Consider the following 19,222-nt stretch of genomic DNA (forward strand, 5'->3'; position numbering starts at 1 on the left):
CATGTCGCTCCGCTCATGCGCCCTACGATGCTTTCTCCAAGATGGCAACGGTCTAACGGCGCGGTTCTGCTTTCGCCTCCACGCCGCGAAGCTGCGTCGCGACAGTCAACGTGCCGATCTTTCGACCCATCTCCTTGCCGACTTCGGTCGAGAACCGGTAGTGAAAGCCGGCCCAGATGCGGGCGCTGGAGACTTCGTCGCTATAATCCTGCAGCCGCGACCATTTTCGCGTGACACCCGGCGCCGTGGGGCTGGTCAATGAGAACTCGCCGAAATCTCCGACGACATTCTGGAGCACGGTCGAAATCGCAGCCGAGACGATGCAGTGAGCGCAGGGATATTCCGGATGCATCGGCGTTTGCCCCAGCGGCAGCCAGGATGGATCGCGGGGCGTCGCCGGATTTGAGGTCAGGTCGGCGTTGCGTATGGCCGTGATTGGTCGCCACAGATTGTAATGGTACTTTGCGTCGAATACGGCGACGATGGCGTCGTTGCCGGCAATTGACGTCAACGCGAACAGCCGGGCGCAGTCGACGAGATCCATGCCCTTGGCCATTGCAGCCTGTCTCACGATGGGATTGTAGGTGCGGGCGCCGACGAAGAACCAGAATCGACCAATCGTCGTTTGCTCAGGCGTCCGGGTTGTACTGCTTCGGCTACCGACCTCACGGATCTCGTTGACGTCCCGAGTCCAGACTGCTGAATCGAGCGCCGGCGGCGCTGCGGGGCGAAATTGCGATCCGGAGGCCAGGACCCATGGCGTCGTCGCACCCGTGGTCGAGAAGAGCGGGACGGCGGTCGGAACGTAGGCGCCCGCTGTCGTCAGGGGCCGGTAGGTTTCCGTGGCGGCGCTGCCGTCATTGGCGCGAAGCTCGATGATCTTCGTCGCGGCCTCTTTCCCAAGGTTGATGCCGGCGACCTTGGTCACACCGTCGGCAATCGGCGCCAGAGAGTTCGTCAACGTCGCATCCAGGTCCTGCTTGAGGTCTGGATGGAGCGACAGCAGCACATCGTGAGCGGCCGCTGCTGCGGCAGCTTCCCGCGACGTCGAACGGTCCGCTGACAACGAGAATTTGTACGGCGTGTAACGGCGGTCGATCGCGTTGACGGCTTCGAACATTGCGACGTGCATCATGGACAAGGTGCGGCTGTGGGGTGCCGGAAGAATTTGCTTCTCGGCCGCGATCGCATCGGCCTTTGCGTTCCAGTCCATGATCACGTCAGCGCGCGCGAGCGTCGCCGAGGCCGCGAGCAGCAAAACGACCATCGATAGGCGGGAGATCGTCGTGGAGGAGTATTTCATGGCTTGCCCTTTCGAGGTGAAGGACGTGTGCGAAGGCGGAGGCGGTCTCTCGCCGATGTCGCCTCACTCGAAAATTCTACCGGTCCCGGCGCGTATCGATAGTGAACTGCTTCACGCGCAGCAGGCCTTGGTTCCGAAAACGAATTTGTCCTGCCCGGCACAATGGTAACGTTCCAAATGGGTCGGCTTGGCTTACCGTTCGCGCACCATTGCAGTGTCAGTTATAATTCGGACAAGCTGCCAGTTGGACGTGCCGAAGTCCGTGACTGAATTTTCAAGGCAGCTTGCGTGCCGTCGGCAGGCCGTGCCTTGCTCTCGCTCGAAGAGCTCTTTCCAAAGCGACATTTGTCATCGTTCTAGCTTCGACGGAGGGAAAACATGCCGCTGTTCATCTCGTACGTCTCATACTCAAATGCCGGCATCAAGGGATTGGTCGACAAGCCGTCCGATCGCACCGCGGTCATTGGTGCGATGATCGAGAAGGCTGGCGGGAAGCTCCAGGGAGCGTTCATGACGACAGGCGCACATGACGCGCTGATCGTTGCGGAGTTCCCCGACGGAGCCGATGCTGTCGCCATCGGAATGGCAGCCGCGGCGAGCGGCGCCATCGCCAAGATCGAAACCGTACGCGCCTGGAAGATGGGCGACTTCAAGAGCATCGCGGAAAAGGCCGCGAAGCTTGCAAGCGTCTACGTTCCGCCGGGCAAGTAGCTTGATGTGATCGTGGCGCCGCGATGAGGCAAAACACTCGGTCGCCATGGCCGGCGCGTCCCGGCCATTCGCCCGCTTCACGTGAGAATGCCCGGGACTGGCCCGGGCATTCGTTCGTCAGCTTGTGTGCTCTGGAGCCTTACGCCCCCACCATCGGCATCCGCGGATACTCACCCGGCGTCCCCGCCGGTGTGATCGGAATGCCGCCGTCGGAATATTCGTTGAGCTTGTTGCGCAGCGTGCGGATCGAGATGCCGAGGATGTTGGCGGCGTGGGTCCGGTTGCCGAGGCAGTGCTTCAGCGTCTCCAGGATCAGGTCGCGCTCGACGTCGGCGACGGTGCGGCCGACCAGCGCGCGCGTCACCTGCTCGGCGGCCATGGTGGCATGCGCCACGGCCGGCGCGGTCTTGGCGAGGTCGAGGCGGTCGCCGTCCGGCGTGATGATCGCGTCGGGGCCGATCTCGTCGCCCTGCGCCATCAGCACCGCACGGTGCATGGTGTTTTCGAGCTCACGGACGTTGCCCTGCCAGCGGTTGGTGGAGAGCACGCGGCGCGCTTCCGCCGAGATCGGGCGCATCGGCACGCCGTTGGCCTCGGCGTATTTCTTCACGAAGTGCTGGGCCAGCTCGAGAATGTCGGCGGGGCGCTCGCGCAGCGGCGGGATCTTCAGGTTGACGACGTTGAGGCGGAACAGCAGATCCTCGCGGAACGTGCCTTCGCGCACGGCCTCCGCCAGATTGCGGTTCGAGGTCGCGATGATGCGGATGTCGACAGGGACGGGCTTGGTGCCGCCGACGCGATCGATGACGCGCTCCTGGATGGCGCGCAGCAGTTTTGATTGCAGGCGGACGTCCATCTCCGAGATTTCGTCCAGCAGCAGCGTGCCGCCGGTCGCCTCCTCGAACTTGCCGATGCGGCGGGCGACCGCGCCGGTGAAGGCGCCCTTCTCGTGGCCGAACAGTTCGGATTCCAGGAGATGCTCGGGGATCGCGGCGCAGTTGATCGAGATGAAGGGGCGCTTGACGCGCGCCGAGCGGGTGTGGACGTAGCGCGCCAGCACTTCCTTGCCGGTGCCGGATTCGCCGGTGATCATCACCGAGGCGTCCGAACCCGCGATCTGCTGGGCGAGCTTGATCACCTTGGCCATCGCCTCGTCGCGATAGACCAGTTCGCGGGAATCGTTGGCGACCGCGGCGAGCACGGCTGCGATCAGTTCCGGATCCGGCGGCAGCGGGATGTATTCCTTGGCGCCGGCATGGATCGCGGCGACCGCGGCGCGGGCGTCGTTGGTGATGCCGCAGGCGACGATCGGAGCGTGAATGTGCTCGGCTTCGAGCCGCATCACGAGGTCGCGGATGTCGAGGGCGACGTCGACCAGCAGGAGGTCGGCACCCTTGCCGCCGCGCAGCACGCGCATCGCCTGCTCGTGATCCTCGGCGTGGGTCACGGTGGCGCCGTTCTCCATCGCGATCTTGGTGGCGGTGGTGAGCTGGCCCTTCAATGTGCCAACGATGAGAAGCCGCATGTCAATCTCCTGTCCGTCTGGTCGCGCTGCCGCGCGTCATGTCCTGCGCTACTAGCTGCGTTCAGTCTTGATGATTTCGGTCATGGTCACGCCGAGCTTGTCCTCGACGAGGACGACTTCGCCGCGGGCGACCAGCTTGTTGTTGACGTAGATGTCGATGGCCTCGCCGACGCGGCGGTCGAGCTCGAGCACGGTGCCGGGCCCGAGCTTCAACAGCTCGCTGACGTCCATCTTGGAGCGGCCGAGCACGGCCGAGACCTGCACCGGCACGTCGAACACGGCCTCGAGGTCGGCGGCGGCGCGCGTCGCATATTCGTCCTCGTTGTAGCCGACGTCGGCGGTCGGCGGCAGCGGGCCGTTGAGATCGGGCAGCGGGACCTGTCCGTCGGTATCGCTCATGGTTTAGCTCCCCCTGCGGGACGCGATATAGCGTCCGACCATTTCGTCGATCTTGGCCGCGATGGCGCCGCGTTCCAGCACCACGCCGCCATCGGCCCATTCGATCCGGCAGTCGCCGGTGATGATTTCGGGCTCGGCCAGGATCACGAGCCGGCCCTCGAAGCCGCTCTGCTTGGCGAGCCGCTCGATCTTCTCGCGCGCACTGTCGTAGAGCGCGTCGTTGATGCGGACGACGAGATGCGGCGTCGCGACCAGGTGCGAGAAGCAGTCCTTGACCAGCGCCATGATCTCGCCCAGCGGTTCGGCGGCGACCAGATCGGCGCACAGCTTGCGCGCCACCGCGACCGCGACGTCGACCGCCTCGGTCTCCATCTTGGACTCGATGTTGCCGATGCCGGACGCGATGCCCCGGACGGCGATGTTGATCTCTTCCATGGCGAGCGCGACGCGGCGGTCGCTCTCGGCCTTGGCTTCGCGCTGGCCGGCGGCAAAGCCGTCCTGATAGGCGCGCGCCTCGGCTTCGGCGACCTTCTGGGCGATCTCGGCCGCGGTCGCAGCCTTCTCGCGCGTCGTCCGCTCCGGCGCCGCGAAGTCGGTGTCGAACAGGAATTTGGCCGGGGCGCCCATCAATACACCAGCTCGTCGTCGGCGCGGTTCTTGGTCAGCATGATCTCGCCCTTGGCGGCGAGGTCCTTTGCGAGGTTGACCAGCAGCGCCTGGGCCTCGTCGACGTCGCGCAGGCGCACGGGTCCCATTGCAGCCATGTCGTCCTGGAGCATCTTGGCCGCGCGCGAGGACATGTTGCCGAAGAAGAAGTTGCGGACGTCCTCGTTGGCGCTCTTGAGCGCGACGCCGAGCTTGTCCTTGTCGACGTTGCGCATCAGGGTCTGGGCCGAGCCGGAATCCAGCTTCACGAGGTCGTCGAAGGTGAACATCAGCGCCTTGATGCGCTCGGCCGATTCGCGGTTGTCCTCTTCCAGCGAGGTGATGAAGCGGGTTTCGGTCTGGCGGTCGAAATTGTTGAAGATTTCCGCCATCACCTCGTGGGCGTCGCGGCGGCGGGTCTGCGACAGGTTGGACATGAATTCGGTGCGCAGCGTCTTTTCCACGCTCTCGATCACCTCCTTCTGCACCGCTTCCATCTTCAGCATGCGGTTGACGACGTCGAGCGCGAGTTCCTCGGGGAAGATGCCGAGCACGCGCGCGGCGTGTTCCGGCTTCAGCTTCGACAGCACGACCGCGATTGTCTGCGGATATTCGTTCTTGAGATAGTTCGCGAGCACCTCTTCCTGCACGTTGGAGAGCTTCTCCCACATGTTGCGGCCCGCGGGGCCGCGGATCTCGTCCATGATGCCGTTGACGCGCTCGGGCGCCAGATATTGCTGGAGCAGCCGCTCGGTGGCGTCGAAATTGCCCATCAGCGCACCGGAAGCGGACATGCGCGAGACGAATTCGAGCAGCATGTCCTCCACCGTGTCGACTTCGACGGTGCCGAGCGTCGACATCTCCAGCGAGAGCTGGCGCACCTCGTCGTCGTCGAGCAGCGACCAGATCTTGCCGCCATATTGCTCGCCGAGCGCCAGCATCAGGATCGCGGCGCGCTTCGGTCCCGCCACCGTTTCGGCCTTGGCGCCCGTGCGGCTGCCGGCGCGCTGGCCGAGCGTGGAGATCACGCTGGTGATGTCGTTCGAGTTGGCGTTTTGCAAGGAGGCGGCCATGTCAGATCACTTCTTGATTCACTTGGCTAGGATTACTTGGCTGGTTCGGTCAGCCATTGGCGGATGATGGCGACGGTTTCGTTGGGGTTGCGTTCGGCGAGCTCGCCGACGCGATGAACGGACTGGGCGTGGACCTGGCCCTGAATGGTGGCGACGTCGATTGCGCTCGCGGCGCCGCCCGGAAGCAGCGGCTGGCCGCTGGCGGCCGGCGCGGCGTCGTCGCTCGCGGCCGGGCCGGTGAGGACGCCGGAGATGGCGGCGGCGACTTCGTCGGAGGCGAGGATGCGCTTGACCAGCGGGCGGATCACCAGGAACAGCACGACCAGGCCGAGCAGCATCATCACGCCAAGCTCGACGAAGTACATGACGTCGTCCTTGGTGAACTGGAGCATGCCGAGGAAGCCTGCGGGCTCGCCGATCGGGGCGGTGGAGGGGGCGTCGGCAAAGCGCAGATTGACGACCTCGACCTGGTCGCCGCGCTTCTGGTCGAAGCCGATCGCCGAGCGCACCAGCGCGGAGATGCGGTCGAGCTGCTCCTTGGTGCGGTCCTGATAGGCCAGCTCGCCCTTGTCGTTCTTGGAATAGATGCCGTCGACCAGCACCGCGACCGAGATGCGATTGACCCGGCCGGCCTCGGTCACCTCGGTCTTGGTGGTGCGGGAGATCTCGTAATTGTTGGTCTCTTCGGTCTTCTTGCTCTGGTCCTTCGCCGCCGGGCCGCTGTTCTGCTGGTTGCCGGGCAGCTCGTTGTTGACCGTGACCTGGCCGTTGTTGTCGGCGGTCATGCTCTGCTCTTCGCGGGTCTGGCTCGAGCGCAGCACGCGGCCTTCGGGATCGAACTTGTCCGAGGTCTGGGTGACCTTGTTGAAGTCGAAATCGGCGGAGAGCTGGACGCGGGCGCGGCCGGAGCCGACCACGGAGGAGACGATGTCCTCGACCTGCTTGCGCATCCGCTTCTCGAAGGAGATGCGGCGCTCGTCGCCGACCGCCTGCTCCGGATCGGTCGCGGCGCCGTCGGCGAGCAGCTGGCCGGCCTCGTCGACGATCGAGACCCGCTGCGGCTTCAGCCCGTTGACGGCGGAGGCGACGAGGTGGCGGATGGCGCGGATCTGCTGGGCCTCGAGCGAGCCGCGGACGCGGACCACGATCGAGGCCGACGGCTCCGGCGCCTCGCGCGAGAACAGCGGGCGCTCGGGCAGCACGAGGTGGACGCGGGCGGCCTGGATGCGGTCGATGGCGCGGATGGTGCGGGCGAGCTCGCCCTCGAGCGCGCGGAGGTGGTTGATGTTCTGGACGAAGGAGGTGGTGCCGAGCGCATCCGACTTGTCGAACACCTCATAGCCGACGCCGCCGCCCTTGGGCAGGCCGCCCTCGGCGAGCTTCATGCGCAGCCGGGTGACCTTGTCCTTGGGCACCATGATGATGCTGCCCTCATTCCGGATCTCGAACTGGATGCCCTGGCGCTCCAAGTCCTTGATAATGCCGGAAGAATCTTCGACCGAGAGGTCGGTGAACAGCGTCGTCATCTGCGGCGTGGTCACGCGCATGATGACGAACGCGAAAAAGCCGATGAGCGCGGCGGTGACCGCGATCATCGCCCCGAACCGGGCGGCGCCGATACCCTTTAAGAAGTCCGCAAGACCTTGCAAGCAACCGCCCCGACAGCTTCGGCTGCTTTCACTGGAAAGGCCGACTGGGCAATTATTGCCTAGGGGATGGTTTCGATATGGTTAACGAAGATTAAGAGCTGGGACAAAAGTCGCGCCAAAAGGAAACATGAAAAAAATCGGCCTCGCAGGGCGAGGCCGATTTTCGTCAAAAGCCGCAGATTTCCGGATCGCTTACTGGCGATATTGCTGGATGCGGGTGGTGCGAAGACCCGCCAGACCGTGCTGGTCGATGGAAAACTGCCAGGAGAGGAATTCGTCGACTGTCAGGGTATAACGGCTGCAGGCCTCCTCGAGGGAGAGAAGTCCGCCACGCACAGCGGCGACGACTTCGGCCTTACGGCGGATGACCCAGCGTTTGGTGCCGGGTGCGGGCAGATCTGCGATCGTCAGCGGACTGCCGTCCGGCCCGATGACGTATTTTACCCTCGGGCGATGGGGTTCTGTCATGGCGTACTCACAAACTCTCAACCACTGAACTCACGCCGTAACCCTACGCGTGCGGGCTTAAAAATCCGCTAAGCCTAAGGCATCAATACAATTCTCGTTGACAATGACGGGAACGCGACCGTCCCGGGGGGTTGGACACCATGATCCGAGCCGGCCGGGCGGGGTCTTCGTAAATACTTTACTAACAAACGGGGCTTGCGCGCGGTATCGCAAGGCCCTCAGTGTCGTCCCGGCGAAAGCCGGGACCCATACCGCGTGGATCTATCGATGAGACACGGGTCGCAGTACCAAGAATGAATTCCTAACCACGAGTCTTCGCCAAATTTCTCCCTGTGGTTATGGGTCCCCGCGTTCGCGGGGACGACACCGAATTTGTGGCGGCGCCTCTAATTGCTGCTGGTGGCGATGATGCTCTTGACCTGGCTGAGGGTGTAGCTGGCGCCGTCGATGGTGAGCAGCGGCGGCGACTGGGTCAAATCGACCGACGACACCACGCCCTGCACCTGCGCGGCGATGCCGACATTGTTGTTCGCGACGTCCTTGCCCGTGGCCGAGATCGTGTACTTGCCGTCGGGCCATTGCGTGCCGTCATTGCCCATGCCGTTCCAGGTGAAGGGGATGTCGGTGCCGGCCGCGGCGGTATATTTGCCGGTGAACACGGTCTGGCCGGCGGAATTGGCGACGGTGATGTCGACGGTGGAGTCGCTGGGCACGTTGAGATGCCAGGTCGCCGACGATTTCGTCATGGTGGCGGTCGAGCCGTCGACGAGCGCGGTCTTGCCGACGAAGCCCAGCGCCTGGGTTGCCTGCGTGGTCTGCTGCAGGGTGACGAGTTGGGACAGCGAGTCGTTGGTCTTGAGCTGCTGCTCGACGCCTGCGAACTGCACCAGCTGCTGGGTGAACTGGTTGGTGTCGAGCGGATCGAGCGGGTTCTGGTTCTGCAGCTGCGTCGTCAGCAGCGTCAGGAATGTCTGGAAGTTGCCGGCGAGGGTCGATCCCGTGGTCGAGCTCAGCGAGTTCGACGAAGAGGATTTCGGGAGGTCGGTCGTCCCGGAGACGGGGGTAGGCGCGGTGGCGGCATTCGTGGTGGTCATGTTCGAATACTCCTCACACTCTGATGTCGACGCCGCTGCTCGCTCCGAGCATGCGGCCGTAGCCGCGCCCGACGGGCGCGGCGGCAACGGTGTCGTCCTCGCTGATGATCAGCCGGCGGGGATTGCCGCCATTGTCGTTGTTCTGGCCGGACTGCTGGCCCGATGAATTCTGGTCGCGCAGGCTGAAGGACAGCCCGTTGCTGCCGGTCTTGAAGCCGGCATCGTCGAGCGCGCGCTGCAATTGCGGCGCGTCCTGCCGCAGCATCTGCAGCGTCTCCGGCTTCTCGACGGTGAGATGCGAGGTGACCTGGCCGTTGCGGTCGACATTGATGCGGACGTCGATGCGGCCGAGATCGATCGGATCGAGGCTGATGTCGAAGCGCGTCTTGCCCGCGCGCGCGGCGGCGGCAATCTCGATCGGCACGCCGCTGATCGGCACGGCGGTCGAATTCGCCGCGGTCGCGGTCAACGTCGCGGTCGATGCGGTCGCGGCCGATGTCGCATTGGTCAGCGGCGCCTGGATCGTGGAGGCGGCCTGCGCGCTGGTGTCGGTTGGCGTTGCAACGGCCTGCGTGCCCGCATGCGCGTGCGTATTTGCCGTTGCCGGTGTCGCATCGGCGCTGCGATCGGCGGCGCCGGCCTTCGCATCGGTGGTGCCGGTGTCTTCTTGCGGCTTGGCGGCCTGCGGATGCGCGGCGTTGGCGGTCGCCGGAGTTTGCGCGGCGTTCGTCTTGCCCGCGTCCTGGCCGATATTGGAGACGTCGGTTTGTTGTTGCGCGGTGGCGACGGCCTTGAACGAGGTCTTTGGCGTGCCCTGGTCCACGGCGGCGATCAACCCGCCATTGGTCTTGGCATCGGTCTTGGCATCGGTCGCGGTCGGATCGGTCGTGCCGGCGGCGGCATCGCCCAGCGTTCCCGTCGTGTCGGCATCGACCTTGGCGCCGGCGGTCTTGGCGCTCTTGTCGCTCGCCGTGGCGGTGTCGGTCTTGCCGCCTGCGATCTGCGCGGCGGTGGAGGCGCTGGCCGCGAGGCCGGCAGCCGCGATCGTCAGCGGCGAGGCGGCGGCATCGCTGGCCTGGCTCGCCGCCGCGTTCGGATCGACGGGCACGCTGGGGGCGGCAGCGACAATGCTGGGATCGGGAACGGCGGTCTGCGTCGGGTCGACTTGCGCGGTCGCGGTGACGGCGGCAGCAAGCCCGTCGGTGCCGTCGCTCTTGTCGCCCTTGGTCTCGTCGGATTTGTCAGCGGATTTGGCGTCGGACGTCTCGGACTTGTCCTTGGTCTTGTTCTTGGCGGGCTTGGCCGGATCGCCCGCCTCGCTCGCGGCGGGGGCCGGCGTATCGGTGTCGTCGCTGGCCTTGCTCTGCGAGGACTGGTCCGTGGACGACGTATCGCGCGGGCTCTTGTCCGAGGCGGATGACGACGCGGACGAGGAATCGGTCCGGCGCGGCGGGGTGTCCTGCGAATTGTTGCTGATCGCCTGGGTGTTGCTGTCGACCAGCGAGCCGAAGGAATCGTTGGCGGAGGTGTCCCTGGAGCCCTGCGAGCGGGCAGGCTTTTGCTGCGCGCTCTGGACTTGCACGCTGGCTGCTACATCTGACGTCCGACCGACCACGGAAAACCCCTTGGAAACATCTTCGGCCAAGAGGTAGCAAGGAGCGGGCCAGCCCTAGAGCGAGCAGTTTTATCAAGTAAAATCAGTGACTTGATGCATTGTCCCCGCGGCCGCACGGCCCTCCGCGGCCCCGCCATTTCTGCCTCCCCGGCAAGAATTGCCCTAAGCTGGCTGCCCGCGTGATTGCTTCACCGGAATGCCGCCTATATTAAAGACGTTACTCTCAGCCGCTTTCGACCGGGCAGTCGTGCCCCCCGGGGGAACCAAGTTCCCGGGGATCGCCGATGTCCCCGCGAGGAAGCCCAGGAACAGCTCAAGCAGCGCGGATCGCCGCACGCCGCCGTCACAACCTTAAGGCCCATGCTCAACAGTCTGGATCTCGAAGGCCGTCCTGAGGACACCAGGGTCGTCGTTGCCATGTCGGGCGGCGTCGACTCCTCGACGACGGCTGCGCTGCTCAAGGCCGAGGGCTACGACGTCGTCGGCATCACGCTCCAGCTCTACGATCATGGCGCGGCGACCCATCGCAAGGGCGCCTGCTGCGCCGGCCAGGACATTCACGACGCCCGCGACGTCGCGGCGAAGCTCGGCATTCCCCATTACGTGCTCGACTACGAGGACCGCTTTCGCGAGTCCGTCATCGACAATTTCGCCGACTCTTACGCGCTCGGCGAGACGCCGGTGCCGTGCATCGAGTGCAATCGCTCCGTCAAGTTCCGCGATCTCCTCAAGACCGCGCGAGAGCTCGGCGCGCAGGCGCTCGCCACCGGCCATTACGTCGCCTCGCGCCGCAGCGTTGACGGCTCGCGCGCGCTGGTGTGCGCTGCCGACAGCGACCGCGACCAGAGCTACTTCCTGTTCGCGACCACGCAGGAACAGCTCGACTTCCTGCGTTTTCCGCTCGGTGACATGACCAAGCCCGAGACGCGCGAGCTCGCGCGCCGCTTCGGCCTTGCGGTCGCCGACAAGCACGACAGCCAGGACATCTGCTTCGTGCCGACCGGCCGCTACACCGACATCATCACCCGCCTGCGTCCGAACGCGATGGACCCCGGCGACATCGTCGATCTCGACGGCCACGTGCTCGGGCAACACAACGGCATCGCCAATTTCACTGTCGGCCAGCGCCGTGGCCTCGGCATTGCAGCCAGCGCGCCGCTGTTCGTGGTGCGGCTGGAGGCCGCTAATCGCCGCGTCGTCGTCGGCCCGCGCGATGCGCTGAAGATGCACCGCATCGTGCTGCGTGACGTCAACTGGATCGGCGGCGGCGACATCGACCGCGCCATCGGAAGCGGCCTCGAGATGTTCGTGCGCGTGCGCTCGACCCGCAGCCCGCAGCCGGCGTGGCTGCGCGGCGGCAACGGCCATTATGAAGTCGAGCTCGTCGCCGGCGAGGAGGGCGTCTCGCCCGGACAGGCTTGTGTGTTCTACGACGCGCCCTCGGGGCAGGCGCGCGTGCTCGGCGGCGGCTTCATCCAAAGCGCTGCCGCGAAGGCGGCGACGAGCACGGTGAGGCCGCTGGTGGAAGCGGTGCGCGGCTAAGAAAATAAGCTGGGGCAGGGGCATGGCAGCAGACATCTCGCGGGCCGGGGTCGAGAAGGCCTATGGCCGCTGGGCGCCGGTCTACGATCTCGTGTTCGGCAAGGTGTTCGACGCCGGCCGGCAGTCGACCATTCTGGAGGCCGACCGCATCGGCGGCCGCATCCTCGACGTCGGCGTCGGCACCGGGCTTTCGCTCTCTGATTATTCGCGCACCACAAAGATCTGCGGCGTCGACATTTCCGAGCCGATGCTGCGCAAGGCGCAGGCGCGCGTGCGCGCGCTGCGGCTGTCGAACGTCGAAGTGCTCTCGGTGATGGACGCGAAGAACCTCGCCTTCCCGGAAAATTTCTTCGACGCGGTGGTCGCGCAATACGTCATCACCGCGGTGCCCGATCCCGAAGGCACGCTCGACGAGTTCGTGCGCGTGCTCAAGCACGGCGGCGAGCTGATCCTCGTCAACCATATCGGCGCGGAGAGCGGCCCGCGAAAACTGTTCGAGCTCGCCTTCGCCCCCGTCGCCCGCCGCCTCGGCTGGCGCCCGGAATTCCCGTGGGACCGCCTCGTCAACTGGGCCGCCAAGCACGGCGGTGTCACGCTCGCCGAGCGGCGCCCCATGCCGCCGATGGGGCATTTTTCGCTGATCCGCTACATCAAATCGTGATCGCGATTCGCCGGGACCGCGCCACCAGCGGCGCGCTGTCGCCGCGAAACCAGACCGCATGCTGAGGAGCCAGCGAAAGCAGGCGTCTCGAAGGATCGGCCGCGGGGAAACCGCCAGCGTCAATTCGTCGTGCGGCCGGAACCTCCGCATGGGCGCAGACGTTTTCCCCTCATGCGCACGACATCAAACATCGTTCTTGCGGGCCTCCTGATTGCCGCCTCCGGAGCTGCGATCGCGCAGGCCCCGCCCGCCCCAGCCACGCCGCCGCAAGCGACCGCGCCGCCATCCCCGCAACACGCCGCCAACTGCATGCCGCAGGACCGCCCGAACCGCGCCACCGCGCCCGACGGCACCACCACCGGCCAGTCCCGGGAACCGCTCGGCGACAAGCTGGCCAAATCCGACGGCGTGCTCTGCCCGCCCTCCGGCGTCGACCCCGAGATGCACGCCCCGGCGCCGAGCACGGATGGCGCCATGCCCGTCATCCCGCCCCCCGGCAGCCCCGGCGGCGATCAGACGGTCAAGCCGAAATAGGCCGATTCTTCCTTCGCCTCGCCCCGCGCGGGGAGAGGCCGGAATCCGCGCAAAAGCGCGGATTCCGGGTGAGGGGGACTCTCCACGAGTCCGGTGTGGGGAAACCGGACGAATCCGGCGCCAAAACTGGCCGCTTTTCCACCCTTCAGCGCCTCGTCCCGCCATTGCTTTAGCAAACGCGGATTGACTTCCCGCCGCCCCCTTCCTTATATGCCGCGCGTTCGCGAAATCGGCCTTATTCGGCCCTCGCGACCCTGTGGCGGGGTAGCTCAGCTGGTTAGAGCACGGGAATCATAATCCTGGGGTCGGGGGTTCGAGTCCCTCTCCCGCTACCATGTATCCCCCACTATTGTGGTGGGCCTGCGGAAAGACCTCCCCGCCTAATAGGGTGGCGAGCTTACCTTTCAGCTCGACCTCGAAACCTTTCCAAGGTCCCTTTGGGTGGACAGTGACGCTGTGCACGAGGATCCGAAAATCTTGGATCAGGGAACCACGATCGTCTTCTGCCTTCGAATGACCAGCCATTGTCTCGGCAAGCGCGTTCACCGTACTGATGTAGCGATCCAGGGCAGCTGCGTGGAGTGCAACGGGGACCGGGGCTTCTTCGATTGCGGCGAGTTCTGTCTCGACGCGCAGCCGCTCTTCCTTTAGCTCCGCGATCCGTTGCTTGGCATCCTCCTCAGAGATGACGTAATTGATCACGAGATCAATGTTTCGTTGCCGCTCGCCTTCGATTCGGTCGCGCTTCGCCATCAGTCGCGCACGCACCGCGCCCGCGTCGCCCGCAAGCCGCTCCCGTTCACTGTTGTAGCCGCGCACGTAAGTCTCGATCAGCCTCGGATGGCTCAATTCCTCGGCCATGCCGCTGAGCACAAGCCTTTCGATGTCGCGCAGGTATATGATCCTGCGATTTGAGCAACTCCCGCTCTCGCGAACCGCTGAACAGCGAATCCTGGTCTTTCCGGTCTTGTCACGGTCATGAACCGACATCCCCGATCCGCAATAGCCGCAGCGAAGAAGGCCGGAGAGGAGATGCGGAGCCCGTCGTTTCACGTGACTGGGCAAGTGGCTCTTCGCGGTCTTTACAGCGTGAGCTTGCTCCCAAATGGACTGTTCGACGATGCGTACCTGGGGCGCCTCGATGCTCTGCCACTCATCACGAGGGTTCGGGCGAGATAGTCGCTTACCGGTGTCGGGATCCTTGACCATCCGGACTTTATTCCAGACGATACGGCCGGCATAGAGTTCGTTGAAGATGAGTCCGGCACCACGTTGAGCGTTGCCATTGATCGTCGACGCATTCCATCGCCGGCCTCGTGGTGGACGAACACCTTCTCGGTTTAGATCGTTTGCGATGTCCCGGGGCGTTCGCCCCGCGGCGTACGCCGTGAAAATGCGGCGAACGATCGCAGCTTCGCCTTCGACTATTTCAAGTTCACCGGGCTTGCCGGGAATAGCCCGATATCCATAGGCGCGTCCCCCTGCGTGTCGACCGTCTCGTATCACACCGGCCATGCCGCGACGGACCTTCTTCGCTCCATCTTCGCGCTGCATTTGTCCAACGAGGCCGCGAATTCCAATCAAGACCGAGTCCGCGGTGCCGTCGTGAACGGCTTGAATCTCAATCCCCTGGAAAGATAGTCTTTTGTGGATGCCGGCCAGGTCTTCCATGTCTCGAGAAAGCCGATCCAGCGCTTCCACAATGACAACGGTGAAACGTTGTTGGCGCGCCGCATCCATAAGCTGCATCAAGCCATCGCGACCGAATACAGAGGCTCCAGAACGAGCTCTGTCCTCGAAAATCGCGACGACGTTGAGTTGATGACGGGCCGCATAGGCCCTACACAGAGCAATCTGGTCTTCAGTCGACTTTTCGTTCTGAAGCTCGGTCGAGAACCGAACATAAACTGCCGCGGGCTTCATCTTGATCACCACCGCTGATGCGTTTTTCGCTAGCGGCATCGATATGAGTTTTCATCAGCCGCTCATTCTCGAAGAGATGATCGCGCCTTGCATCGGCGATTGCAAGGGCTTCAACGATTTTGACCAAAACAGGACCAATTTCACTAAGGTTTACGCACCGTGGTGCACCATGAAGAATTCCCCTCGTCTTCGCACGCTTCATTGCAGCAAGATGCTGCATGCAGTCCCACTAGGGCAGGTCGCTTACACATCGATCGTAGATTTGGATATGATTGAAAGCAGAACGATGGGTTCTGAGGAGCGGAGAAATCTAGAGCGGGCTTGTTGTTCTGGCAGAGATCAAGAATCCGCTTGCGTCGTTGTGTAGAAGACCTCCAGCCTTACCGCTAAGAGCGGCGGGATCACGATCGGCCTCGTTGATGTTGCTGTCTTTTTGTCTCACCCGATCGCGTTCATTACGCTTAGGCCGTTCCTCGTGCGAAACTGGTGCGGTCACCCCTGCTCGTGCAGACGAGCCGGGATCAGAAATCTATAGGTCCTATCGCCGAACTCTATCAGGATGATCGTCGAGCGGATCGACTTGATCCTCTTAAGGCTGAAACAGGGGTTCGATTCCCCTAGGGAGCGCCACTTCGGTACACATCTGCGAACACCGCCGGAGGCTACGATGCGGCCTGCAACGGCTTGTTCCAGCGTTGATTTGTCCCCAATGATGCGGATAGCGCGGTCGTCGACCTCGATCCGATCGACGACCGTCCGGATGTAGGCCTTGCGGAAGGGGATGGTGCCGGAGGTGATGTTCTCGCGCATGGCGCGACCAAAACGTCGATGGCTTCCGGACTGAAGGCGGTTGGGGTGGCGGCCTGGGACGTGATCCTGTCGAGCGCAGTCTTGGCGCGGTCCCGGTCGAGCTTAAGGCTTGCGATCCGCCCCTTAAGGACGTCGTCGAGATCCGTGATGCCATCCTCGACCATCTTGTAGAGGCGCTTCAATTTTTCATCGGCCCCGGTGACTTCCGTCTGAAGCGTGGCGACACGCCGGTCGATTTCGAGCGCCTTTTCGGCTCTCCGAGCCGAAACCGAGGCGAGAAGCGCCGCCAACCGCTCAGGACGAAACAGACATTCGACAAGGTTGGTCGTTACCAGATCATCCAGCTTCCCCATGGGAATCGAACGCCCCTTGCAGGCAGCCTTGCCTTGGCGGACGCAGGTCGAGCAGGTGTAATATTTATGAACGGTGCCAGATTTCGACGTTCCGGTCCGCAACGTCATGGCCCCGCCGCAGGATGCGCAGACCGTCAGGCCGGTCAAAAGAATCGGGCCCGTCACGGTCCGGGGCGCGGCGACACGCGGATCGCGGCTTTTCAGGGAGGCGGCGACCGCGTCGAATTCGCTCTTGGAGATGATCGGCGGAACGTCGACGACGATGTGCTCGCTGCCCGGCTTTTCGCGCTGCGTTTTGGCGCAGCGCTTATTGAAGATCCATTCGCCAATATAGACCGTATTGGTCAGGATTTTGTGCACGGCGGCGACGCCGAACAGCCCGCCCGTACGCGTACGGTATCCGTGCTCGTTGAGCCAGGAGGCGATCCCCTTGATGCCGATTGGTCCGGTTTCTCCGTCACCAAGCCGATAGAGCTTGAAAATGGTTTTGATGGTTTCGGCATCGACAGGGTCTACGCAAAGTCGCTTCTTGATGCGGGCGCCTCGCTTTTCGACCTCCTCCAGGGTGTAGCCGAGCGGCAGGGGCGAGCCGTTATAAAATCCTTGGCGAGCATGTTCTTTCATAGCTCGCAGAACGTGTTTGGCATTTTCGCGCGACTGGTACTCATCGAACAATGCGATGACCTGACGCATCATGACCTGAGCCGGGTCGTCGCCCAATTCCTGAGTAATGGATACCAGTCTCACGCCGGCCTTCGCGAGCTTTCGGACGTACATTTCGAGCCCAAAAGCTCGCGGAAAAATCGGGAGTACGAGTGCACGACGATCACGTCGAAGGGATTGTCATCGTCGGTTGCGCGCTCGATCATACGCTGGAATTCGGTGCGATCTTCTTCCATGCCGGACGCACCCGCGTCGACATATTCAGAAACGAATTTCCAACCGTGGGTTTTGCAATAGGCCGCAATTTGCTTGCGCTGGTCCGGGATCGACAGATCCGATTCTGCCTGCCGTCCCGTTGACACGCGGAAATATCCGCAAGCGCGGAGATTCTTGGCAGCAATCTCGCTGTCGTCGGCGCGCACTTGTTTGTCATTTTCGACGTTCATTTGCTCAACCTGCTTCCGTACGCTGGGGCCAGAATACCCTGATCTTTTGAAATTATGCAGCTGTGGCGGATGGCCGTCAAACCACCATCTTCGTAGCGCATCCGCCAGCTATCTTACGGTTACCGATCTGATCCGAAATACGGCCAAGCCTTTGCGGTTAGGTCGCGAGAGCGAAAGCCACGGCGTGAATAGGCCGGCTGCGGGCGAATTCTCGGCGTCGTGTCTGACGCCGAGAATGGAAGCGAAATCAGCCGCTCAGGAGAACTGAACGGTGAGGCAGTCGAGGCGCGAATGGCGGCGTATGCAGATCGCTCCGTAGGTGCCAACGAACCCGAAGATAGCCTGCGGGATATCGTGATACTCGTCGCGCTCGACGTTGCACCGTTCCGGCGAACCGTGCTCGAGCGCCGACGACATGCGGCGAACCTCGAATTCGACGAGCCCCTCATTGAACGACGTCTTGAGGCGCTTGAACTGCGCGAAACCGCACCCCCGCACGATACGCGCCGATGACGAATTCTGTGGGCCTCAATCGAGGTCGAATTGCGGATGTCGCGGCCGATGGCCCAGATGAAGCCATCCTCACTTCCCAACGCCAGCTCGCCTGCGCCTGGAACGTTGAAACGGTGCTTGGCATGCCCCTTGACGTCAACGATCAAGCAGCGGTCACCGCGCCGGATCGCCTGCTGCAGCAGCCCTTCAACGATCGTACTCTTTCCTGCGCCGGTTGTGCCGAGTACGGCTACGTGCTCAGGCTCTACATCGCGCGGCATCCGCACGCCTGGAGCGAGGTAGATGCCGCGACCGGCGGCCACCAGCCGATCACGCCATGTCTCCTCGATATGAGAAATACCGAACCCACCGTAGCGCGGTTCGCTGCCGATGCAGGTCTGGACATTGCGGGTCCGTGGCAATCCCCTGTAAATCGCCTGGTAGACAATCTTATAGCTCTTTCGACCTGCAATCATCGCGGCCGCCAGCAGGATCGAAGTTTGGGTCAGCACGCCGTCCGCCGCCAAAGAGGCGACCGGGCGTGTCACGATGTAGAATACGAATTCGGCGATCGAGCCGACCGAGCTGACTGCCCGGGCGTTTGCCCATACGTCGTGCCACATCGTGCCAAAAAAGCCGATATTGACGCGAACGGGACCATCCAAGCCTTCGCTCCACCCGACGGGCGGAGCGAAGGTGTGCAAGAGCGTCCATAGACCGACGGCGACGACGATCGCCGTGATCCATGCCGATGCAATGGCGGGAAACGTGTCGGGCTTGTTTTCAAGCGGGTGCATCATGACTGATTTCGTCCTTTATGGAAGGGGGGTGGGAATGAGGAGAAGCGAGCCGCGTGGCAGAGCGAAGCGGAAATCAAGCTGCGGGTTGGCTGCGATCACGATGTCGGGCGAGAGGCCACTCAGCGCGGCGACACGCTCGAGCGTCAGCTGATTGGAGGACGCGCGGTAAACGCACCCGCGCTCGTCCGGGGCGAGCCGTTCGCAAACCGGCCACTCCGCGATCATCTCAGCCCGGTGACCGACGATCACCTCGCGCAGCGGATGGCTCAAACGCGAAGCGGTGAGGCTAAAGCGCGGGCAGGCCACAAGCGCTGATGAAATTCTGGTTGAGTGCGTACCGCCGGTAGGGATGCTGCCGGGACACACTGAAAGCATCATTCATCATGATCACTGGCATCACCGCGAAGACCGCCGCTGCCTTGGTCACGAAAGCTGTCACTGCCGGATGAGCCCTGGAACAAGCAGAGTCGGGATGGTATGCGCGACCTGAAAACTCTACCATGATTGCCCGCCGTC

At 63.5% G+C, this 19,222-nt stretch carries 19 protein-coding genes, 1 tRNA gene and 1 pseudogene; 6 read left to right on the forward strand and 15 right to left on the reverse strand.

From position 1 onward, the window contains the following. Positions 1 to 52: 52 nt before the first annotated feature. Complete coding sequence (locus tag NLM25_RS07210; protein ID WP_254136547.1) at positions 53 to 1,303, reverse strand: vanadium-dependent haloperoxidase; 1,251 nt, start codon at positions 1,301 to 1,303, stop codon at positions 53 to 55. 378 nt (positions 1,304 to 1,681) lie between these two features. On the opposite strand from NLM25_RS07210, the gene NLM25_RS07215 reads away from it, so the two are divergent. Continuing rightward, positions 1,682 to 2,014, forward strand: a complete 333-nt coding sequence (locus tag NLM25_RS07215; protein WP_254116258.1) for a GYD domain-containing protein — start codon at positions 1,682 to 1,684, stop codon at positions 2,012 to 2,014. A 139-nt stretch (positions 2,015 to 2,153) separates the two neighbouring features. Here NLM25_RS07215 and NLM25_RS07220 read toward each other — a convergent pair whose 3' ends face one another. The 8 genes from NLM25_RS07220 to NLM25_RS07255 all read right to left on the reverse strand — a co-directional run bounded on the left by NLM25_RS07220 (position 2,154) and on the right by NLM25_RS07255 (position 10,482). Further along, positions 2,154 to 3,539, reverse strand: coding sequence for a sigma-54-dependent Fis family transcriptional regulator (locus NLM25_RS07220; protein WP_254116259.1), 1,386 nt, complete (start codon positions 3,537 to 3,539; stop codon positions 2,154 to 2,156). Between the two features lie 51 nt (positions 3,540 to 3,590). Continuing rightward, positions 3,591 to 3,938: a flagellar motor switch protein FliN gene (gene fliN / locus NLM25_RS07225; RefSeq protein ID WP_254116260.1), complete on the reverse strand. Its 348-nt coding sequence runs from the start codon at positions 3,936 to 3,938 to the stop codon at positions 3,591 to 3,593. A 3-nt stretch (positions 3,939 to 3,941) separates the two neighbouring features. Next, positions 3,942 to 4,565: a FliH/SctL family protein gene (locus tag NLM25_RS07230; protein ID WP_254136548.1), complete on the reverse strand. Its 624-nt coding sequence runs from the start codon at positions 4,563 to 4,565 to the stop codon at positions 3,942 to 3,944. Beyond that, positions 4,565 to 5,656: a flagellar motor switch protein FliG gene (gene fliG / locus NLM25_RS07235; RefSeq protein WP_254136549.1), complete on the reverse strand. Its 1,092-nt coding sequence runs from the start codon at positions 5,654 to 5,656 to the stop codon at positions 4,565 to 4,567. The genes NLM25_RS07230 and fliG overlap by 1 nt, the downstream gene beginning before the upstream one ends. Positions 5,657 to 5,688: 32 nt before the next feature. Continuing rightward, a complete protein-coding gene (gene fliF, locus NLM25_RS07240; protein ID WP_254116263.1) occupies positions 5,689 to 7,305 on the reverse strand; it encodes a flagellar basal-body MS-ring/collar protein FliF in 1,617 nt (538 codons plus the stop codon). Between the two features lie 192 nt (positions 7,306 to 7,497). Then, a complete protein-coding gene (locus tag NLM25_RS07245; RefSeq protein ID WP_002714638.1) occupies positions 7,498 to 7,773 on the reverse strand; it encodes a DUF1153 domain-containing protein in 276 nt (91 codons plus the stop codon). Between the two features lie 386 nt (positions 7,774 to 8,159). Continuing rightward, on the reverse strand, positions 8,160 to 8,867 hold the full coding sequence (locus NLM25_RS07250) for a flagellar hook assembly protein FlgD (RefSeq protein ID WP_254116264.1): 708 nt from the start codon (positions 8,865 to 8,867) through the stop codon (positions 8,160 to 8,162). A 13-nt stretch (positions 8,868 to 8,880) separates the two neighbouring features. Continuing rightward, positions 8,881 to 10,482 (reverse strand): flagellar hook-length control protein FliK, encoded by a 1,602-nt coding sequence (locus NLM25_RS07255; protein WP_254136550.1) that lies wholly within the window; start codon positions 10,480 to 10,482, stop codon positions 8,881 to 8,883. A gap of 360 nt (positions 10,483 to 10,842) precedes the next feature. Between NLM25_RS07255 and mnmA the strand changes: the two genes are divergently transcribed. The 5 genes from mnmA to NLM25_RS07280 all read left to right on the forward strand — a co-directional run bounded on the left by mnmA (position 10,843) and on the right by NLM25_RS07280 (position 14,134). Then, the gene (mnmA, locus tag NLM25_RS07260) at positions 10,843 to 12,024 is read left to right on the forward strand and encodes a tRNA 2-thiouridine(34) synthase MnmA (protein WP_254136551.1); all 1,182 of its coding nucleotides are present in this window, start codon (positions 10,843 to 10,845) and stop codon (positions 12,022 to 12,024) included. A gap of 22 nt (positions 12,025 to 12,046) precedes the next feature. Further along, positions 12,047 to 12,685, forward strand: a complete 639-nt coding sequence (locus NLM25_RS07265) for a class I SAM-dependent methyltransferase (RefSeq protein WP_254136552.1) — start codon at positions 12,047 to 12,049, stop codon at positions 12,683 to 12,685. A gap of 171 nt (positions 12,686 to 12,856) precedes the next feature. Next, positions 12,857 to 13,219 (forward strand): hypothetical protein, encoded by a 363-nt coding sequence (locus tag NLM25_RS07270; RefSeq protein ID WP_254136553.1) that lies wholly within the window; start codon positions 12,857 to 12,859, stop codon positions 13,217 to 13,219. A gap of 258 nt (positions 13,220 to 13,477) precedes the next feature. Then, a tRNA-Met gene (locus tag NLM25_RS07275) sits at positions 13,478 to 13,554 on the forward strand. Between the two features lie 328 nt (positions 13,555 to 13,882). Next, positions 13,883 to 14,134, forward strand: a complete 252-nt coding sequence (locus tag NLM25_RS07280) for a hypothetical protein (protein ID WP_254136554.1) — start codon at positions 13,883 to 13,885, stop codon at positions 14,132 to 14,134. Positions 14,135 to 14,143: 9 nt separating this feature from the next. Here the strand turns inward: NLM25_RS07280 and NLM25_RS07285 are convergent. The 6 genes and pseudogenes from NLM25_RS07285 to NLM25_RS07305 all read right to left on the reverse strand — a co-directional run. Beyond that, a pseudogene (locus NLM25_RS07285) lies at positions 14,144 to 15,181 on the reverse strand (recombinase family protein); the annotation flags it as partial. Further along, positions 15,081 to 15,362: a hypothetical protein gene (locus tag NLM25_RS07290; protein ID WP_254116269.1), complete on the reverse strand. Its 282-nt coding sequence runs from the start codon at positions 15,360 to 15,362 to the stop codon at positions 15,081 to 15,083. The gene NLM25_RS07290 and the pseudogene NLM25_RS07285, both read right to left, overlap by 101 nt. Before the next feature lie 442 nt (positions 15,363 to 15,804). Further along, on the reverse strand, positions 15,805 to 17,052 hold the full coding sequence (locus NLM25_RS07295) for a recombinase family protein (RefSeq protein WP_309143582.1): 1,248 nt from the start codon (positions 17,050 to 17,052) through the stop codon (positions 15,805 to 15,807). Next, positions 17,049 to 17,414 carry a recombinase family protein gene (locus NLM25_RS44090; RefSeq protein ID WP_309143583.1) on the reverse strand — a complete coding sequence of 122 codons (366 nt, stop codon included), beginning with the start codon at positions 17,412 to 17,414 and terminating at the stop codon, positions 17,049 to 17,051. The genes NLM25_RS07295 and NLM25_RS44090 overlap by 4 nt, the downstream gene beginning before the upstream one ends. A 119-nt stretch (positions 17,415 to 17,533) precedes the next feature. Further along, positions 17,534 to 18,706 (reverse strand): type IV secretion system DNA-binding domain-containing protein, encoded by a 1,173-nt coding sequence (locus NLM25_RS07300; RefSeq protein WP_254136555.1) that lies wholly within the window; start codon positions 18,704 to 18,706, stop codon positions 17,534 to 17,536. A gap of 15 nt (positions 18,707 to 18,721) precedes the next feature. Then, positions 18,722 to 19,084 (reverse strand): hypothetical protein, encoded by a 363-nt coding sequence (locus NLM25_RS07305; RefSeq protein WP_254136556.1) that lies wholly within the window; start codon positions 19,082 to 19,084, stop codon positions 18,722 to 18,724. Between the last annotated feature and the right edge of the window lie 138 nt (positions 19,085 to 19,222).

The organism is Bradyrhizobium sp. CCGB01 (assembly GCF_024199795.1).
In the GTDB taxonomy this organism is placed as follows: Bacteria; Pseudomonadota; Alphaproteobacteria; order Rhizobiales; family Xanthobacteraceae; genus Bradyrhizobium.